This window comes from Sanguibacter sp. Z41_6 (genome assembly GCF_059621145.1).
In genome coordinates, this window is record NZ_JCAQIF010000001.1 from 582,980 (window position 1) to 597,787 (window position 14,808).

Annotated in this window: 10 protein-coding genes; 6 read left to right on the top strand and 4 right to left on the bottom strand. The window is 70.9% G+C overall.

Annotated features, from left to right (window positions below):
* Positions 1–178: 178 nt before the first annotated feature.
* Positions 179–2,602 (bottom strand): transglycosylase domain-containing protein, encoded by a 2,424-nt coding sequence (locus AC54T1_RS02795; RefSeq protein WP_484343819.1) that lies wholly within the window; start codon positions 2,600–2,602, stop codon positions 179–181.
* A gap of 301 nt (positions 2,603–2,903) precedes the next feature.
* Between AC54T1_RS02795 and AC54T1_RS02800 the strand changes: the two genes are divergently transcribed.
* The 3 genes from AC54T1_RS02800 (at position 2,904) to AC54T1_RS02810 (ending at position 6,129) form a co-directional block, all read left to right on the top strand.
* Positions 2,904–3,590: a PadR family transcriptional regulator gene (locus AC54T1_RS02800; protein ID WP_484343820.1), complete on the top strand. Its 687-nt coding sequence runs from the start codon at positions 2,904–2,906 to the stop codon at positions 3,588–3,590.
* Positions 3,587–4,678 carry an inositol-3-phosphate synthase gene (locus tag AC54T1_RS02805; protein WP_484343821.1) on the top strand — a complete coding sequence of 364 codons (1,092 nt, stop codon included), beginning with the start codon at positions 3,587–3,589 and terminating at the stop codon, positions 4,676–4,678. The genes AC54T1_RS02800 and AC54T1_RS02805 overlap by 4 nt, the downstream gene beginning before the upstream one ends.
* A 125-nt stretch (positions 4,679–4,803) precedes the next feature.
* Complete coding sequence (locus AC54T1_RS02810) at positions 4,804–6,129, top strand: MFS transporter (RefSeq protein ID WP_496910958.1); 1,326 nt, start codon at positions 4,804–4,806, stop codon at positions 6,127–6,129.
* Positions 6,130–6,204: 75 nt separating this feature from the next.
* Here AC54T1_RS02810 and AC54T1_RS02815 read toward each other — a convergent pair whose 3' ends face one another.
* The 3 genes from AC54T1_RS02815 to AC54T1_RS02825 form a co-directional block, all read right to left on the bottom strand.
* A complete protein-coding gene (locus tag AC54T1_RS02815; RefSeq protein ID WP_484343823.1) occupies positions 6,205–7,737 on the bottom strand; it encodes a non-reducing end alpha-L-arabinofuranosidase family hydrolase in 1,533 nt (510 codons plus the stop codon).
* Between the two features lie 237 nt (positions 7,738–7,974).
* Positions 7,975–8,463: a pyrimidine dimer DNA glycosylase/endonuclease V gene (locus AC54T1_RS02820; RefSeq protein ID WP_484343824.1), complete on the bottom strand. Its 489-nt coding sequence runs from the start codon at positions 8,461–8,463 to the stop codon at positions 7,975–7,977.
* Positions 8,464–8,476: 13 nt separating this feature from the next.
* Positions 8,477–9,910 carry a CCA tRNA nucleotidyltransferase gene (locus AC54T1_RS02825; RefSeq protein ID WP_496911257.1) on the bottom strand — a complete coding sequence of 478 codons (1,434 nt, stop codon included), beginning with the start codon at positions 9,908–9,910 and terminating at the stop codon, positions 8,477–8,479.
* 170 nt (positions 9,911–10,080) lie between these two features.
* On the opposite strand from AC54T1_RS02825, the gene AC54T1_RS02830 reads away from it, so the two are divergent.
* Genes AC54T1_RS02830 through murJ form a run of 3 tightly spaced genes read left to right on the top strand, consistent with a single transcriptional unit; the run spans position 10,081 to position 14,797 of the window.
* Positions 10,081–10,686 carry an NUDIX domain-containing protein gene (locus AC54T1_RS02830; RefSeq protein WP_484343825.1) on the top strand — a complete coding sequence of 202 codons (606 nt, stop codon included), beginning with the start codon at positions 10,081–10,083 and terminating at the stop codon, positions 10,684–10,686.
* 35 nt (positions 10,687–10,721) lie between these two features.
* Positions 10,722–13,064: a DUF6049 family protein gene (locus tag AC54T1_RS02835; protein ID WP_496910959.1), complete on the top strand. Its 2,343-nt coding sequence runs from the start codon at positions 10,722–10,724 to the stop codon at positions 13,062–13,064.
* Entirely contained in the window at positions 13,061–14,797 is a 1,737-nt protein-coding gene (gene murJ / locus AC54T1_RS02840) for a murein biosynthesis integral membrane protein MurJ (RefSeq protein ID WP_484343827.1), read from the top strand. The genes AC54T1_RS02835 and murJ overlap by 4 nt, the downstream gene beginning before the upstream one ends.
* The last annotated feature ends 11 nt before the right edge of the window (positions 14,798–14,808 follow it).

Consider the following 14,808-nt stretch of genomic DNA (forward strand, 5'->3'; position numbering starts at 1 on the left):
CAGCGGTCACGGTCTTTCCGTGACAGGAGGGTTGTGCGTACGCGCTGCGCGCCGACCGGGCCGATAGGCGACCAGGGTGAGGGCACGCAGCAAGGCTCAACGATACCTGGTGTGCGCAAGCCCCCGGCCACGGCGTGGCCGGGGGGCTTGCACGCCCTGGGGCGTGGACGGGCTGGACTCAGCCGCCGGGGCGCGGGTTCGGCGGCTGCGCCCCGGCGCCCGACTGGCCACCCTGGCCGCCCTGCCCACCCTGGCCGCCGGCCGGGGCGGTCGGCGTCGGCGCTGGCTGCGCCGGCTGCGTCGGGGTCGGGGTGGGCGTCGGGGTCGGGGTGGGCGTCGCGAGCGCCGGGTCGGGTCCGGCGGACACGACGAGCGCGACCGTCGAGCCGGCCGGGACCGAGGCTCCCGTGGCAGGGCTCGCGCTGATGACGACTCCCGCGGGCACGGTGGCGCTGTACTGCTGGGACGCGGACGCGTTGAGGCCCGCGGCCGAGAGCGCGGAGCGAGCCTCGCCCTCTGAACGACCGGCCAGCCCACCGGGCACCGCCACCTCCTCCACGGTCGGCTCGACCGTGGGCTCCGGCGTCGGCTCGACGGTCGGGGTCGGCGTCGGCGTCGGGGTGGGCGTGGGCTTCTGCGCCTTCTTCGTCCGCTCGGGGAAGTCGACGACCTCCTTGCCGTCGAGCACCTTGCCCATGTAGCTCGTCCACAGGTCGAGCGGGACCGAGCTCCCGGTGATGGCCTTGTACCCACCGAACGGGGTGATCTGCTCCTCGCTGCCGTCCGCGCCGGGCTGGTAGAGCGCGACGGCTGTCGCGTACCGCGGGGTGAACCCGACGAACCACGCCGACCTGTTGTCCGACGACGTGCCCGTCTTCCCGGCGATGGGGACGTCGAGGTCGGCCGCCTTGTCACCGGACCCGTACTCGACGACCTTGGTCATCGCGTACACCACCTCCGCGACGTCCTCCGCGGCGAAGCTCTGCTCGGGCTTGTTCGCCGGCTGGTACACGACCTCCCCGTCGAGCTTGGTCACCGACGCGAGGATGTGCGGGTCGTAGCGGACGCCCTGTGCGGCGAAGGTCGCGTACGCGCTCGCCATGTCGATCGGGTGCACCGACGCGCTGCCGAGGACGTTCGTCAAGGTGTCGTCGAGGCCCGTCGTGTCGGGCGGGATGCCCGCCTTCTCCGCTGCTGCGCGGGTCGCAGCCGGACCGATCTCGGAGTTGAGCTCGACGAACGCCGTGTTCACGGAGTTCGCGGTCGCCCGCTCGAGGTTGACCTCCCCGAAGTCCTGCCCACCGAAGTTGCCGACCTCGACGTCGCCGAACTTCTTCGGAGAGTTGCCGTCGAAGGTGTCGGTGAGCCGCACGTCGGCCTCGATCGCCGCGGCAAGCGCGAACGGCTTGAACGTCGACCCCGCCTGGGCCTGGCCCTGCGTCGCGGCGTTGTACTGCTTGACCGTGAAGTCTGGTCCCCCGTACACGGCGAGCAGACCACCGGTGGTGGGGTCGATCGTGACGACCGCCTTCTCAAGGTTCGGTGCGGAGTCCGTCGGCATCTCGGCGACCGACGCGACGGCCATGTCCTGCATGCCCTTGTCGATCGTCGTGACGATCGTGTAGCCCTCCGTGTTGAGGTCGTCCTCGTCGATCGCGGCGTCCGCGGCCAGCTCCCGCTGCACCATGTCGAGGAGATATCCCTGCGGGCCGGCGAGGCGGTTGGTGTTCTCGTAGGGCAGCGCCTCCGGGTACACCTCTGCCGCGCGCTGTTCCGCCGTGATGGCGCCGGTGAGCACCATGCCGTCGAGCACGTAGTTCCAGCGCTCCTCCGACTTCTCGCGATCGTTCTGGGGGTCCCACCCCGTGGGCTGGGGGATGAGGCCGGCGAGCAGCGCTCCCTGGCTCACCGTGAGCTCGGAGGCGGGGACCCCGAAGTACTTCTGCGCAGCGGTCTCGATGCCGAACGCGCCCCGGCCGAAGTAGATGGTGTTCATGTAGTTGGCGAGGATCTCGGGCTTGTCCTGCGACCGGTCGAGCTTGATCGCGAGGAGCGCCTCCTTGAACTTGCCGACGTAGTCCTTGGTGGTCCCCGTGTAGTAGCGCTCGGCGTACTGCTGGGTGATCGTCGAGCCGCCGGTCGTCCGGCCGCCCTGGAGGTTGCCGAGGAACGCGCGTCCCATCGCCTTGAGGTCGATCCCGGGGTTGTCGTAGAACGACCGGTCCTCGGCAGCCACGACCGCGTCGCTGACGTGCTCGGGGATGGCGCTCTTGTCGATGATCACGCGGTTCTCCACCGCGAAGGTCGCCATCTCCGTGACACCGTCCGAGTAGTACACGGTGCTCGCCTGGGCCCGGGCGATCTCGTCCGGCTCGGGAATGTCCATGCTCACGTACGCAGCGATGACGACGCCGCACACGAGCGCGATGCCGGTGAGCATCGTGCCGACGACGACGCGCCACGACGGGATCCAGCGGCGCACCGGGCCCTTGCCGGTCCGCGGGTAGTCGAAGAAGCGTCGCTTGGTGGCGGCTGCTCCGCCGCGGGTGCGGGCGGATGATGTGCGCGCGGGACGCTTCGATCGAGATGTCGAGCTAGCCACGAGGGGCCTTCCTACCGGGGACAGGTCACGCAGGCGGGCGCCTCGCGGCGGTCCTGCGACTCGGGTGGCGGTCGATGAAGACTCACCTACCCAGGGTGCACTCTAGGGTGTCCGTGCCCTGATGCGGCAGGGGGAACGGCCCAGATCCACGGATCCTTCCCCCTCCTGACCGTCTTGTCCGCGATCCCTTCACACACGGTCGCGCCGGCGCTCCTTGCACCGCCCGTCGCAATGGGCATACTCTTCCGATGTATCGATCCGATACATCGAGTTGTTGATCAGGGCTGAGGGGGTGCCGAAGATGCGGTCGAAGTCATCAGTCCTCGAGACGGCGGTCCTCGGTCTCCTCAACGACTCCCCGCTGCACGGGTACGAGCTGCGCAAGCGCCTCAACCTCGTTCTCGGGTCCTTCCGGGCGCTCTCCTACGGCTCGCTCTACCCGTGCCTCAAGGCGATGTCCCTGCGGGGCCTCATCGTCGGGACGGCTTCCGACGAAGCCCCGCCGCACGCCCTGTCCGGCAAGCGCGCACGGATCGTCTACCGGCTCACGGCCGACGGCAAGGAGCACCTGCAGTCCGTGCTCGCGTCCTCCGGTCCCGCGGCGTGGGAGGACGAGAGCTTCGACGTCCGGTTCGCCTTCTTCGGCCAGACCGACGCCGAGACGCGTATCCGTATCCTGGAGGGTCGCCGCAGCAGGCTCAACGAACGCCTCGAGGCCGTGCGCGACTCCTCCGCGCGGACCCTCGACAAGCTCGACGAGTACACCCTCGAGCTGCAACGACATGGCCTGGAGCAGGTCGAACGTGAAGTTCGATGGCTCGACGGCCTCATCAACACCGAGCGCGACCGTCGTCGTGCCCGGACCACGGGGGTCACCCCGGGCGCCAGCCTGACGGCGGACGCACAACCAGCACCACCCGCAACCAGCACCACACACCCCGTCGACGGCGATGACCGCCTCGACTCACACAGCAAGGAGCGAGGATGACCGCCATCCGCGTCGCCATCGTTGGCGTCGGAAACTGCGCCACGTCCCTCATTCAGGGCGTCGAGTTCTACCGGAACGCCGACGCTCACGACACTGTGCCGGGCCTCATGCACGTGCAGTTCGGTGACTACCACATCTCCGACCTCGAGTTCGTGGCGGCGTTCGACGTCGACGCGAAGAAGGTCGGCTTCGACCTCTCCGAGGCGATCGGTGCGTCCGAGAACAACACGATCAAGATTGCGGACGTCCCGCCCACCGGTGTCCTCGTGCAGCGCGGTCACACCCTCGACGGCCTCGGCAAGTACTACCGCGAGACCATCGAAGAGTCCGACGCCGAGCCCGTCAACATCGTGCAGACCCTCAAGGACGTCAAGGCTGACGTGCTCGTGTGCTACCTGCCCGTCGGGTCGGAGGCAGCTGCCAAGTTCTACGCGCAGGCTGCCATCGACGCGGGCGTCGCGTTCGTCAACGCGCTCCCCGTGTTCATCGCGTCCGACCCCGAGTGGGCCGCGAAGTTCGAGGCTGCCGGCGTCCCGATCGTCGGCGACGACATCAAGTCGCAGGTCGGTGCCACCATCACGCACCGCGTGCTCGCGAAGCTCTTCGAGGACCGCGGCGTCGCGCTGGACCGCACGTACCAGCTCAACGTCGGCGGCAACATGGACTTCAAGAACATGCTCGAGCGTGAGCGCCTGGAGTCCAAGAAGGTCTCGAAGACGCAGGCCGTCACGTCGAACCTCACCGGCACCCTCGCCGGCAAGAAGGACGACCGCAACGTGCACATCGGCCCGTCGGACTACGTCGCGTGGCTCGACGACCGCAAGTGGGCGTACGTCCGCCTCGAGGGCCGCGCGTTCGGTGAGGTTCCCCTCAACCTCGAGTACAAGCTCGAGGTCTGGGACTCGCCCAACTCGGCCGGCATCATCATCGACGCCGTCCGCGCCGCGAAGATCGCCCTCGACCGGGGTGTCGGTGGCCCGATCCTCTCCGCCTCGACGTACTTCATGAAGTCCCCGCCCGTGCAGATGGAGGACACCGCTGGGCGCGCCCAGCTCGAGGCCTTCATCCGTGGCGAGGCGGAGCGCTGAGTCGCTAGACCGCTCACCCGCTAGACCGCAGCGTCGCCCAGCGACCGCACACCGAAGGACCCGGTGCCCCGCGCGCCGGGTCCTTCGGTGTCCGCGGGGTTCGTGTGCCCGGCTAGCCTGCTGGCGTGGACACCCTCCGAGATCTCGCGGCACTCGCGCGCGCCCGCGACTTCCGGTGGCTGTTCGCCGTGCGCCTGGCCACCCAGTGCGGCGACGGCGCCTTCCAGGTGGGGCTCGCGGCGCTGTTCTTCTTCTCCCCGGAGAGCCAGGGGACCGCCGGGAGCATCGCGGTGGCGTTCGCCGTCCTCCTCGCGCCCTTCACGATCGTCGGTCCATGGGCAGGGGTGCTGCTCGACCGGTGGCGACGACGCCAGGTGCTCGTCGCCGCGAATCTCGTGCGCCTCGTCGTGACGCTCGTGCTCGCGACCGTCATCCTCACCGGTGGCCTCACGCCGGTGGTGTACGTCCTCGCTCTCGTCGCCCTGTCGGTCAACCGGTTCCTCCTCGCGGCGCTGTCGGCATCGTTGCCGCACGTCGTGCCCGAGCGGCTCCTCCTCACGGCCAACTCCCTCGTCCCCACGCTCGGGGCCGCGGCCGCGGGCGCCGGAGCCGCCCTCGGACTCGTGATCGCGCTCGTCCTGCCGCCCGGTGCTGGGCGTGACGCCGCGTCCCTCGCCGGGGCAGCCGTGCTCTTCGCCGTCGCCGCTGCGCTCCCCTTCGCGCTCCGGCGCGACCAGCTGGGTCCCAGCCGACGACCGGCCGGTCCCGGCGTGCGCCGTGCTGTCGCCGGGCTCGGGTCGGAGCTCGTCGACGGTGTGCGCCAGCTCGTCGCGCTCCGCACCCCTGCGCTGGCGCTGCTGCTCATGGCGCTGCACCGGTTGCTCTACGGCGTGATGTTCGTCTCGAGCATCCTGCTCTCGCGGAACACGTTGGCCGGGCCTGGTGCAGGGAGCGGCGCCGACGACGGGCTCGCCCTGTTCACGTGGGTGCTCGGTGCCTCGGGTGTGGGTTTCGGCCTCGCCATCGTCCTCACGTCGACGGTCGGTCGCCGGACCGGTCCCGCTCGATGGATCACCGCGACCCTGCTCCTCGGGGCGCTGGCACAGCTCGTGCTGGCCGTGCACGTGTCCTGGACGACGGTCCTGGGCGCCGCCCTCGCGCTCGGTCTCGCGGTGCAGGGCGCCAAGATCGCGGTCGACACGATCGTTCAGCGCAGCACACCCGACGCGGTCCGGGGCAGGGCCTTCGCGCTCTACGACGTCCTCTACAACGCGGCGTTCGTCGGGGCAGCGTGCCTCGCGGCCCTCGTGCTGCCGGACTCCGGGGCCTCGACGGCCGTGTTCTGCGCCCTGGCCGTGGCCTACGTGGGTCTCGCCCTCGTCGCGACGCTCGGGCGCCGCACGCTCACGCGCGTCGACGTGCGGCCTGTCGCTCCCGCGCACCCGGCCTGAGCACGGACGTGCCCCCCGTCCCGGTGCGGGACGAGGGGCACGTTCGGCGCCGATGGCCTGCTGTGGGTCAGCGGGTCAGCGGACCAGGGTGAGCAGGCCGGGCCGGTACGGCAGGCGACCGTAGTCACCGCCGGAGCTCGGCGACCGGCCCTGGTAGAGCAGCTGGAGGTTGCACGGGTCGACCGTCATCGTCTGGTCGGCGTTCGTGCGGAGCAGCTCTCCGTGGCTGATGTCGTTGGTCCACGTGGCACCGCTGTTGGCCTTCCCCGCGAAGGGGTTGGACTCGGTGGCGGCCTGGGGGGTCCACGAACCACCGAGGCTCGTGGCGGTGAAGGACCGGAAGTACCGACCCTGGGCGCCGATGGCCTCGACGATCATGAGGTACTGGTTCTGGCCCTGGACCTTGTACACCTGCACGGCCTCGAACAGGTTGTTCGTCGTGTCGCTCATGACGACGGTCGAGGTGTTCCCGAAGTTCCCCGGGAAGTTCCCGATGGGCATGCTCGCCCGGTAGATGTTGCCGTTGTCGCCGGCGAAGAACAGGTACATGTTCTGGTCGTCACCGATGAGCGCCTGGTCGATCGGTCCGGTCCCGGAGTTGGTGATGGTGCCGTTGAACAGCGTCTGGGCCGGGCCCCATCCGTTCGGGTTGGTCGGGTCGGAGGAGGTCCGGTAGGAGAACGCCGGCCCGCCCCACTGGTAGGCCATCACCCAGATGTTCTTGGGCGCGAAGTAGAACAGGGAGGGGGCGACGGCGGTGAACTGGGTCATCGCGTTCTGGCTCGCCGAGGCCATCTCGGAGTAGTTGGTGAAGAGGCCGAAGTTCATGGACCCCCACGTCGACCCGTTGTCGTGGGTCGTGGCGTAGACGAGCTGCTTGCCGTTGTACGGAGCGACGGTGAAGTCCTTGAGCGAGGCCCATCCGGACCTGGGGGTCGCCAACGAGCCTGTCGACGTCCAGCGGTACGTCGACGGGAGGGCGCAGGTGCCACCGCCCGTCGGCGGTGGCGTGGTGGGCGGTGGCGTCGTCCCGCCGCCGACGGCGACGAGCTGCCACTGCTGGTTGGCGCCGCCCCAGCTGGAGTACTGGACGATGTTCGCGCCGTCCGCGGTGGAGGCACCCTGGACCTCGACGGCCTTGTTCGAGTTCCGGTTGATGAGCGTGACGTAGCCTCCGGCGACGTCCTGGAGGCGGAACTGCTGGTTCGTCTGGTTCCGGTCGGTGTACTGGACGATGCTCCCGCCGTCGGCGGTCGAGAAGTTGGAAACGTCGAGCACCTTGCCGGACAGCTTCGACTTCAGGCGGTAGTACCCGTCCCCGGAGTCGACGAACTGCCACTGCTGCTGCGCGCCGTCGTTGCGGGACCACTGCGTGATGCGGGCGCCGTCGGACGTCGAGAGGTTGTACACGTCGAGGGCCTTGCCGCTGCCCCTGTTCACGAGGATGTACGACGCGTTGACGTCGACGGTCGCGGCGGAGGCTGCCGGCGCTGCTGCGACGGCGACGATCCCTCCGGACACCGCGGTCGCGAGGGCGACGGCCGCTGCCGCCCACCGCCGCCGGATCCCTTGTGCGCGGACCGCTCCGCGCTCACCTGCTCGTCTCACGTTGCTCTCCTTCGAGTCAGCCCCGCGGTCGTCCTCGTCGACGACCGCTCAGGTGTTCTCCGCCCCGGGCACGGCGCTGCACCGCGCACTCCGCGGATGTTCACGTTCACATTCGCACGCGCGAGGCGCCCGCGATAGGGCTTTCTTCGGGAATGAAACGTTTAGGCGGGTGCCAGACCCTGGTGTCGGACGCGCGCACCGGGGTAGGCACCGGCGCGTGTTCCACGTGAAACAGCGCTACACGATCTCCCACGGAGCGACGGGGCCCGGAACGACGACGAACACCGGGTGCGGATCCGGCTGCTCGACGTCGTGCCAGCGCGCGTACACCTCGGGGCTGCGGGTCTCGAGCTTGCGCAGCAGGTGCTCCCACTCGTACTCGAGCTGACCCTCGGTGACCGGGAGCTGCTCGACCTCGACCGCCGGACCCATGACCCTCGTCCGGTCGAAGCGGTAACCCCGCGCCGTCGCCTCGTCGGCGAGACCGTGGAGGTATGCCACGACGTGGGCGCCCGGATGGGCGAGCGCCGGCGCGACCGGGCCCGTCCCACCGCCCGGACCAGGGACGACCGTCGGCGCGGGCTCCCCGAACCGGACGAGCTGAGGGTGGTGGCGGTACCCGCGGGTCCCGCCAGCCATGACCTTCTGGGCGAGCAGCGCCTCGCGCCAGGCCGCGATCAGCCCCTGACGGTCGAGGTACCGCGGGTGCACGGACCAGATCCTCACGGCACTCCTACGCTCAGGCGGAAGGACCGTCGGACCCCGGTGCGCCGGACCGGTCGGCCCACCACTCGAGGAGCACCCGGCGGACCTCGTCCTCGGGGAGCGGCCCGCGGTCGAGACGGAGCTCGAGGAGGAACCGGTACGCCTCGCCGACCACGGGCCCCGGCGGCACACCGAGGATCTCCATGATCTGCGCCCCGTCGAGCCCGGGACGGATGGATGCCAGCTCCTCCTGCTCGCGCAGCTGCGCGATGCGGGACTCGAGCTCGTCGTACGCGGAGGACAACCGCTGGGCCTTGCGCTTGTTCCGGGTGGTGCAGTCCGCGCGCGTCAGTCGGTGCAGACGCTCGAGCAACGGTCCGGCATCGGTGACGTAGCGGCGCACCGCGGAATCCGTCCATGCTCCGTCGCCATAGCCGTGGAACCGCAGGTGCAGCTCCACGAGCCGCGACACCTGCTGCAGCGTCTCCTTGTCGTAACGCAGCGCCCGCAGCCGCTTCGCCGTCATCTTGGCTCCGACCACCTCGTGGTGGTGGAAGCTCACGGCGCCGCCGGGCTCGAAGCGGCGCGTCGCGGGCTTGCCGCAGTCGTGGAGCAGCGCGGCGAGCCGCAGCACGAGGTCCGGGCCGGGCACCGGCCCGTCGGGCCCCGTCTCCAGGTCGATCGCCTGCTCGAGGACCGTGAGCGAGTGCTGGTACACGTCCTTGTGCCGGTGGTGCTCGTCGACGGCCAGCTTCATGCCCGGGAGCTCCGGCAGCACGTGGTCCGCCAGGCCCAGCTCGACGAGGACCTCGAGACCGAGCCGGGGCCGGGCACCCAGGAGGAGCTTGTTGAGCTCGTCCCGCACCCGCTCCGCCGAGACGATCGCGATCCGCGGGGCCATGTCCGCGATCGCCGCCCGCGCCTCGTCGTGCACCGTGAAGCCGAGCTGCGCGGCGAACCGGGCGGCGCGCATCATCCGTAGCGGGTCGTCGTCGAAGGACTGCGTCGCGGCGACCGGTGTCCGCAGGATGCCTGCCGCGAGGTCCACGAGCCCGTCGTGCGGGTCGACGAACTCGAGCTCGGGAAGACGTACGGCCATCGCGTTGACCGTGAAGTCGCGGCGGGCGAGGTCACCGGCGAGCGTGTCGCCGAACGCCACCACCGGCTTGCGCGACGCGGGGTCGTACTCGTCGGAGCGGTACGTCGTCACCTCGACGACGACCTCCGGCGCACCGTCGCGTGCCGACCGCTTGGCACCGATGGTGCCGAACTCCTTGCCGATGTCCCAGTGCGCGTCGCCCCACCGGGCGAGCAGGGCCTGGGTCGCGTCGGGATCTGCCGACGTCGCGAAGTCGAGGTCCGCGCTCACCCGGCCGAGGAACGCGTCGCGGACGGGACCGCCGACGAGCGCGAGCTCGTGGCCGGCGTCACGGAACAGCGCTCCGAGCTCCGTCGCGACGGGCGCCACCTGCGTGAGGACGGTCGCTGCCCGACGCCGGAGCGCGGCGACCGCGGGGTCCTGCGCGCCCCCCTGGTCGGGCCGGTGGGCGAGGTTCTCGAGGGGGCTCTCGGGCTGGACGTCGCTGTGTGGATCTGGCACAACATCACAGCCTGCCAGATAAAGATAAAGTGGCGGGCATGTCCACTGCCGCGCGCTCCGAGGGATCGTCCCGGGTGCCCGCGCCTCCGGGCGGCCACCCGCTGCGGATCGACCCGCACGCGCACCGCCCGACCGGAGGGCACGGCACGTCCACGTCCGGGCTGTCCTCCGACCTGCCGGTCGTCGAGGAGACGTCCGCCGGCGGGCTCGTCGTCGAGGTCATCGACGGTGTGTTCCACGCAGCCGTCATCGCACGGCGCAACCGTGCGGGGCGCCTCGAGTGGTGCCTGCCGAAGGGGCACCTCGAGGGAGAGGAGACTGCCGAGGAGGCAGCCGTCCGGGAGATCGCGGAGGAGACCGGCATCACCGGGCTCGTCCAGCGCCGGCTCGGGGTCATCGACTACTGGTTCACGGGCGACGACCGACGCGTGCACAAGGTCGTCCACCACTTCCTCCTCGAGGCCGTCAGCGGCTACCTCACGGTCGAGGGCGACCCGGACAGCGAGGCGGAGGACGTCGCCTGGATCGCGTTCGAGGACATGCCCACCCGCCTGAGCTACCCCAACGAGCGCCGGCTCGCGGCCGTCGCGTTCGATCTCATGACCCTGCCCGAGGCAGGTCGGCGCCCCCCCAGCGAGCGATGATGGGCGTCGCGGTACCTCAGGACACAGCCGCCCGGGTGGCTCGGAGCGGCGCGGGATCGGCCGGGCGGAGCCTCGTCGGGGCGTGCCTCGCGCTCGTCGTCCTCCTCCTCCTCGCCGTCGTCCTCCCAGCATCACCCGCGCGCTCCGACACGCCCTTCCGGGCAGCGGTCCCGACCGCTCCGGACGCGACGTCCGACCTCCCCGTCGACGTCCGGCTCGTCTCCCTGTCGCCCGAGGTGACCCGGCCCGGCGAGGACCTCACCGTCGTCGTCGAGGTGGAGAACGTCTCGGACGCGACCATCGAGTCCCCGGTCGTCGACGTCCTCCTTGCACGGTCAGCGTTCGTCACCCGCACGACCCTGGCGCGGTGGTCCGACTCCCAGCCGGACGACCCGGCCGGTTCGGTGATCCACACCGTCGAGCTGCCCCAGGCGCTCGCGCCGGGCACGACGACCCTCGTCACCCTGCAGGTCCCCGCGGCGGCGCTCCAGCTCGGGACACGCCAGAGCACGTGGGGTCCGCGGGGTCTCGCCGTGACCGTCCGCGGCGAGACGGACGGGTACAGCGCCCGGGACAGGCTGGGGATCAACCGCACCTACATCGTCTGGTACCCGGTCGACGACCCCGAGCTCGTCCCCGTCGACGTCAGCGTCCTCGTCCCCGTCGTCGGGCCGCCCTACGATCCCCTCGCTCCCGAGCAGTCCCTGCCCGAGCTCATCGCGGAGACCACCGGCACAGGCCGGCTCGCCGAGCTGCTCGAGAGCACGCACGACGTCCCCGGTGTGACGTGGGCGGTCGACCCGGCGCTCATCGAGGTGGCCCGGACGTCGGACCAGGCCCTCGACGCCGGGAGCGACGACGAGGCCCTGCCCACGACCCCCGCGCCGGACGCGCAGAAGGCGCCGGCGGCGACCGACGACTCCGCCGGGGCGGCGCAGACCGGCGTCACCGCCGCCGAGGAGTCCGGGCGATGGGCAGACACGCTGCTCTCCGCCTCCGCGGGGCGCGAGGTCTATGCGCTGCCCCGCTACGACCAGGACCTCGCGGCCTATGCCGCGGCCGACGTCCTCCCGCCGCCCGAGACACCGCTGACCGGCGACGAGGCGGCGTGGCGCACGGACCTCGCCTGGCCCGTCGACATCGGCCCCGACGACGACGTGCTCGAGCTCGCCGCCGTCCTCGGGGACACCACCGTCATCCTCACCCCCGACAGCCTCCTGCCCGACCCGGCTCTCACCTACACGCCCTCGGGCAACGTGACGACCGTGACCGACGAGGGCACCGTGCACGCGCTCGTCCCCGACGGCGGGCTGAGCTCCCAGCTCACGTCACCGACGGACTCCGCAGCAGGAGCACGGCAACGGCTGGCCGCCGAGCTCGCGGTCATCCAGCGGGAACGACCCTCGGACGCGCGCCACATCCTGCTCACGGTGCCCCGCGACTGGGCTCCGGACGCGGAGGTCGCCCGCGCCCAGCTCGGAGCGATCTCCGCCGTGCCGTGGGCGTCCCTCGCCCCCGTCTCGGCCCTCGCCGAGACGGACCAGGTGGAGGTTCCGCGCGCGCCGCTGCCCGGTGACCCGTCGAACGACCGAGCCCTGAGCCCCACGGCGTTCGCGCAGCTCGCCGCGGTGCGGGCCGAGCTCGCGTCGTTCGCACAGATCGCCGCCGACCCGACCGCGCTCCTCGCCCCCGTCGACGACGCCATCACGGCCGTCACGTCCGTCGAGTGGCGCAGCGACCGCGCCGGGCGTTCGGCCGCGATCGCCCGCATCAACGACGAGGTAGCTGCCGTGAGGTCCTCGGTCTCGATCGCCGGAGGCAGCGACTTCACCCTCATCAGCTCCGCGAGCACCCTCTTCCGCACCGTGCGCAACGACCTCGACCAGCCTGTGACGATCATCGTGCACCTGTCACCGGACGACCCTCGACTGAGCACGGAGAACAGCCTCCCCGTGACGATCGAGCCACGGTCGGAGGTCCAGGTGGACATCCCCGTCGAGGCCGTCGGCAGCGGCAACGTGAGCGTCAGCGTCGAGATCCTCGCCCTGGACGGCACCGTCGTCGCGCAGCCCTCGACGTTCGACGTGCGGGTGCGCGCCGACTGGGAGAACCGGGGCACGGCCGTCGTCGCCGGTCTCCTCGTGCTCCTGCTCCTCGGCGGCATCTGGCGGACCATCCACCGTGGGCGCTCGGACCGCCGTGCGAGCGCGGCCGTCGTCGACCAGCTCGAGCTCGTCGAGCAGACGGGCGAGCTCGACGCGCTCATCGACCACGGCGCCACCCTCACGGTGCCCGACGACACCCCCACCGACGACCCGACCGACGCGACCGGACCGGTGTCGCACGGACGGCACCGATCATCGACGGAGACGACGTGAGTACCGAGCGCGGCACGACGAGCGCAGCCGGACCGGCCGACGGGGTGACCCCCGGCGACCCGAGCGCCTCCACCGACCCCACGGACCCCAGCGCCCCCGGTGCCGGTGGTGGGCTGGGACGCAGCTCGCTCGTGATGGCCGCGGGCACCGCGGTCTCGCGGGCGCTCGGGCTCGTCCGCAACATCCTTCTCGTGGCCGTCCTGGGCGCGACGGGGGCCACGGCGGACGCGTTCGACATCGCGAACAAGGTGCCCAACATCCTCTTCGCGATCATCGCGGGCGGTGTTCTCAACGCCGTGATCGTGCCGCAGGTGATGAAGGCCTACCGGTCGCCCAACGCCCAGGAGTACCTCGACAAGCTCCTCACCCTCACCGGCTCGGCCCTGCTCGTGCTCACCCTCGTCATGACGCTGGGTGCCTCGGTCACGGTCGGCATCTACATCGACTCCAGCTGGACGCCCGAGCAGGTGTCCCTCGCCGTCGGGTTCGGCTTCTGGTGCATCCCGCAGCTGTTCTTCTACGGGCTGTACTCCGTCCTGGGCCAGGTCCTCAACGCCCGCAGCCAGTTCGGCCCCTTCATGTGGGCGCCGGCGCTCAACAACGTCATCTCGATCATCGGCTTCGGGGTCTTCCTGCTCGTGTTCGGTCCCGCCCGCGAACGCGTCGGCGTCTCGGAGTGGACCGCGACCGAGATCGGGATCTTCGGTGGCGTGGCGACGTTGGGCGTCGTCTGCCAGGCGCTCGTCCTCATCGTGCCGCTGTGGCGCTCGGGCTTCCGCTGGCACCCGCGGTTCGGCGTCCGCGGGGTCGGGCTGCGCTCCGTGGGGCGCGTGGGCATGTGGACGTTCGCCGCGGTCCTCCTCGACCAGCTGGCCGTCTGGGTGACCACGAAGATCGCGACCGCCGCCCCGCAGCACGCCCTCGACGCCGGGTTCCAGGGTCCGGTCGCCGGGAACGGTGCCTACACCCAGGCCCTCATGGTCTACCTCCTCCCGCACTCCCTCGTCACGGTCTCCGTGGCCACCGCGCTCTTCACGGGGATGAGCGCGGCCGCCGCGAGGGGGGACCTCGCGACGGTCCGGGAGAACGTCTCGCGCGGACTGCGGATCATCGGCGTCTTCACCGTCTTCGCGACCGCGCTGTTCGTCGTGCTCTCGCAGCCGGTCATGAAGCTCCTCGTGCCCACGCTCAGCGCCGACGAGGTCGTCGTCGTCGCACGCGTCATGGTGGCGATGTCCCTCGGGCTCATGCCGCTCGGCGCGATGGTCCTCATGAAGTGGGTGTACTTCGCGTTCGAGGACGGCCGCACGGTGTTCCTCATCCAGATCCCCGTGACCGTCACCCTCATGCTCGTCGCCTGGCTGTCCTCGCTCCTGCTCCCCGCCCAGTGGTGGGTCGTCGGCATCGGCGCCGCGATCGCGTTGTCGAACCTCGTCGCCGTGCTCCTGCGCGTGGGGGGCATGGTCAGACGCCTCGACGGGCTGGACCTCCCCAGGATCGTGCGGCTGCACGTCCAGCTCATCATCGCCGCCCTGCTCGCCGGGGTGATCGGGTGGGTGGTGCTGCGCGTGTGGGGATTCGACGCGAGCGACTCGTGGTGGACGGCCCTCGGCGTGACCCTCCTCGTCGGCTCGACGATGACCGCCGTCTACGTCCTCGCGCTCCAGGTCATGCGGGTCGAGGAGCTGTCCGGGCTGGCGGAGCCGGTGATGCGCAAGCTCTCGCGGCGCTGAGCAGCGCCGCG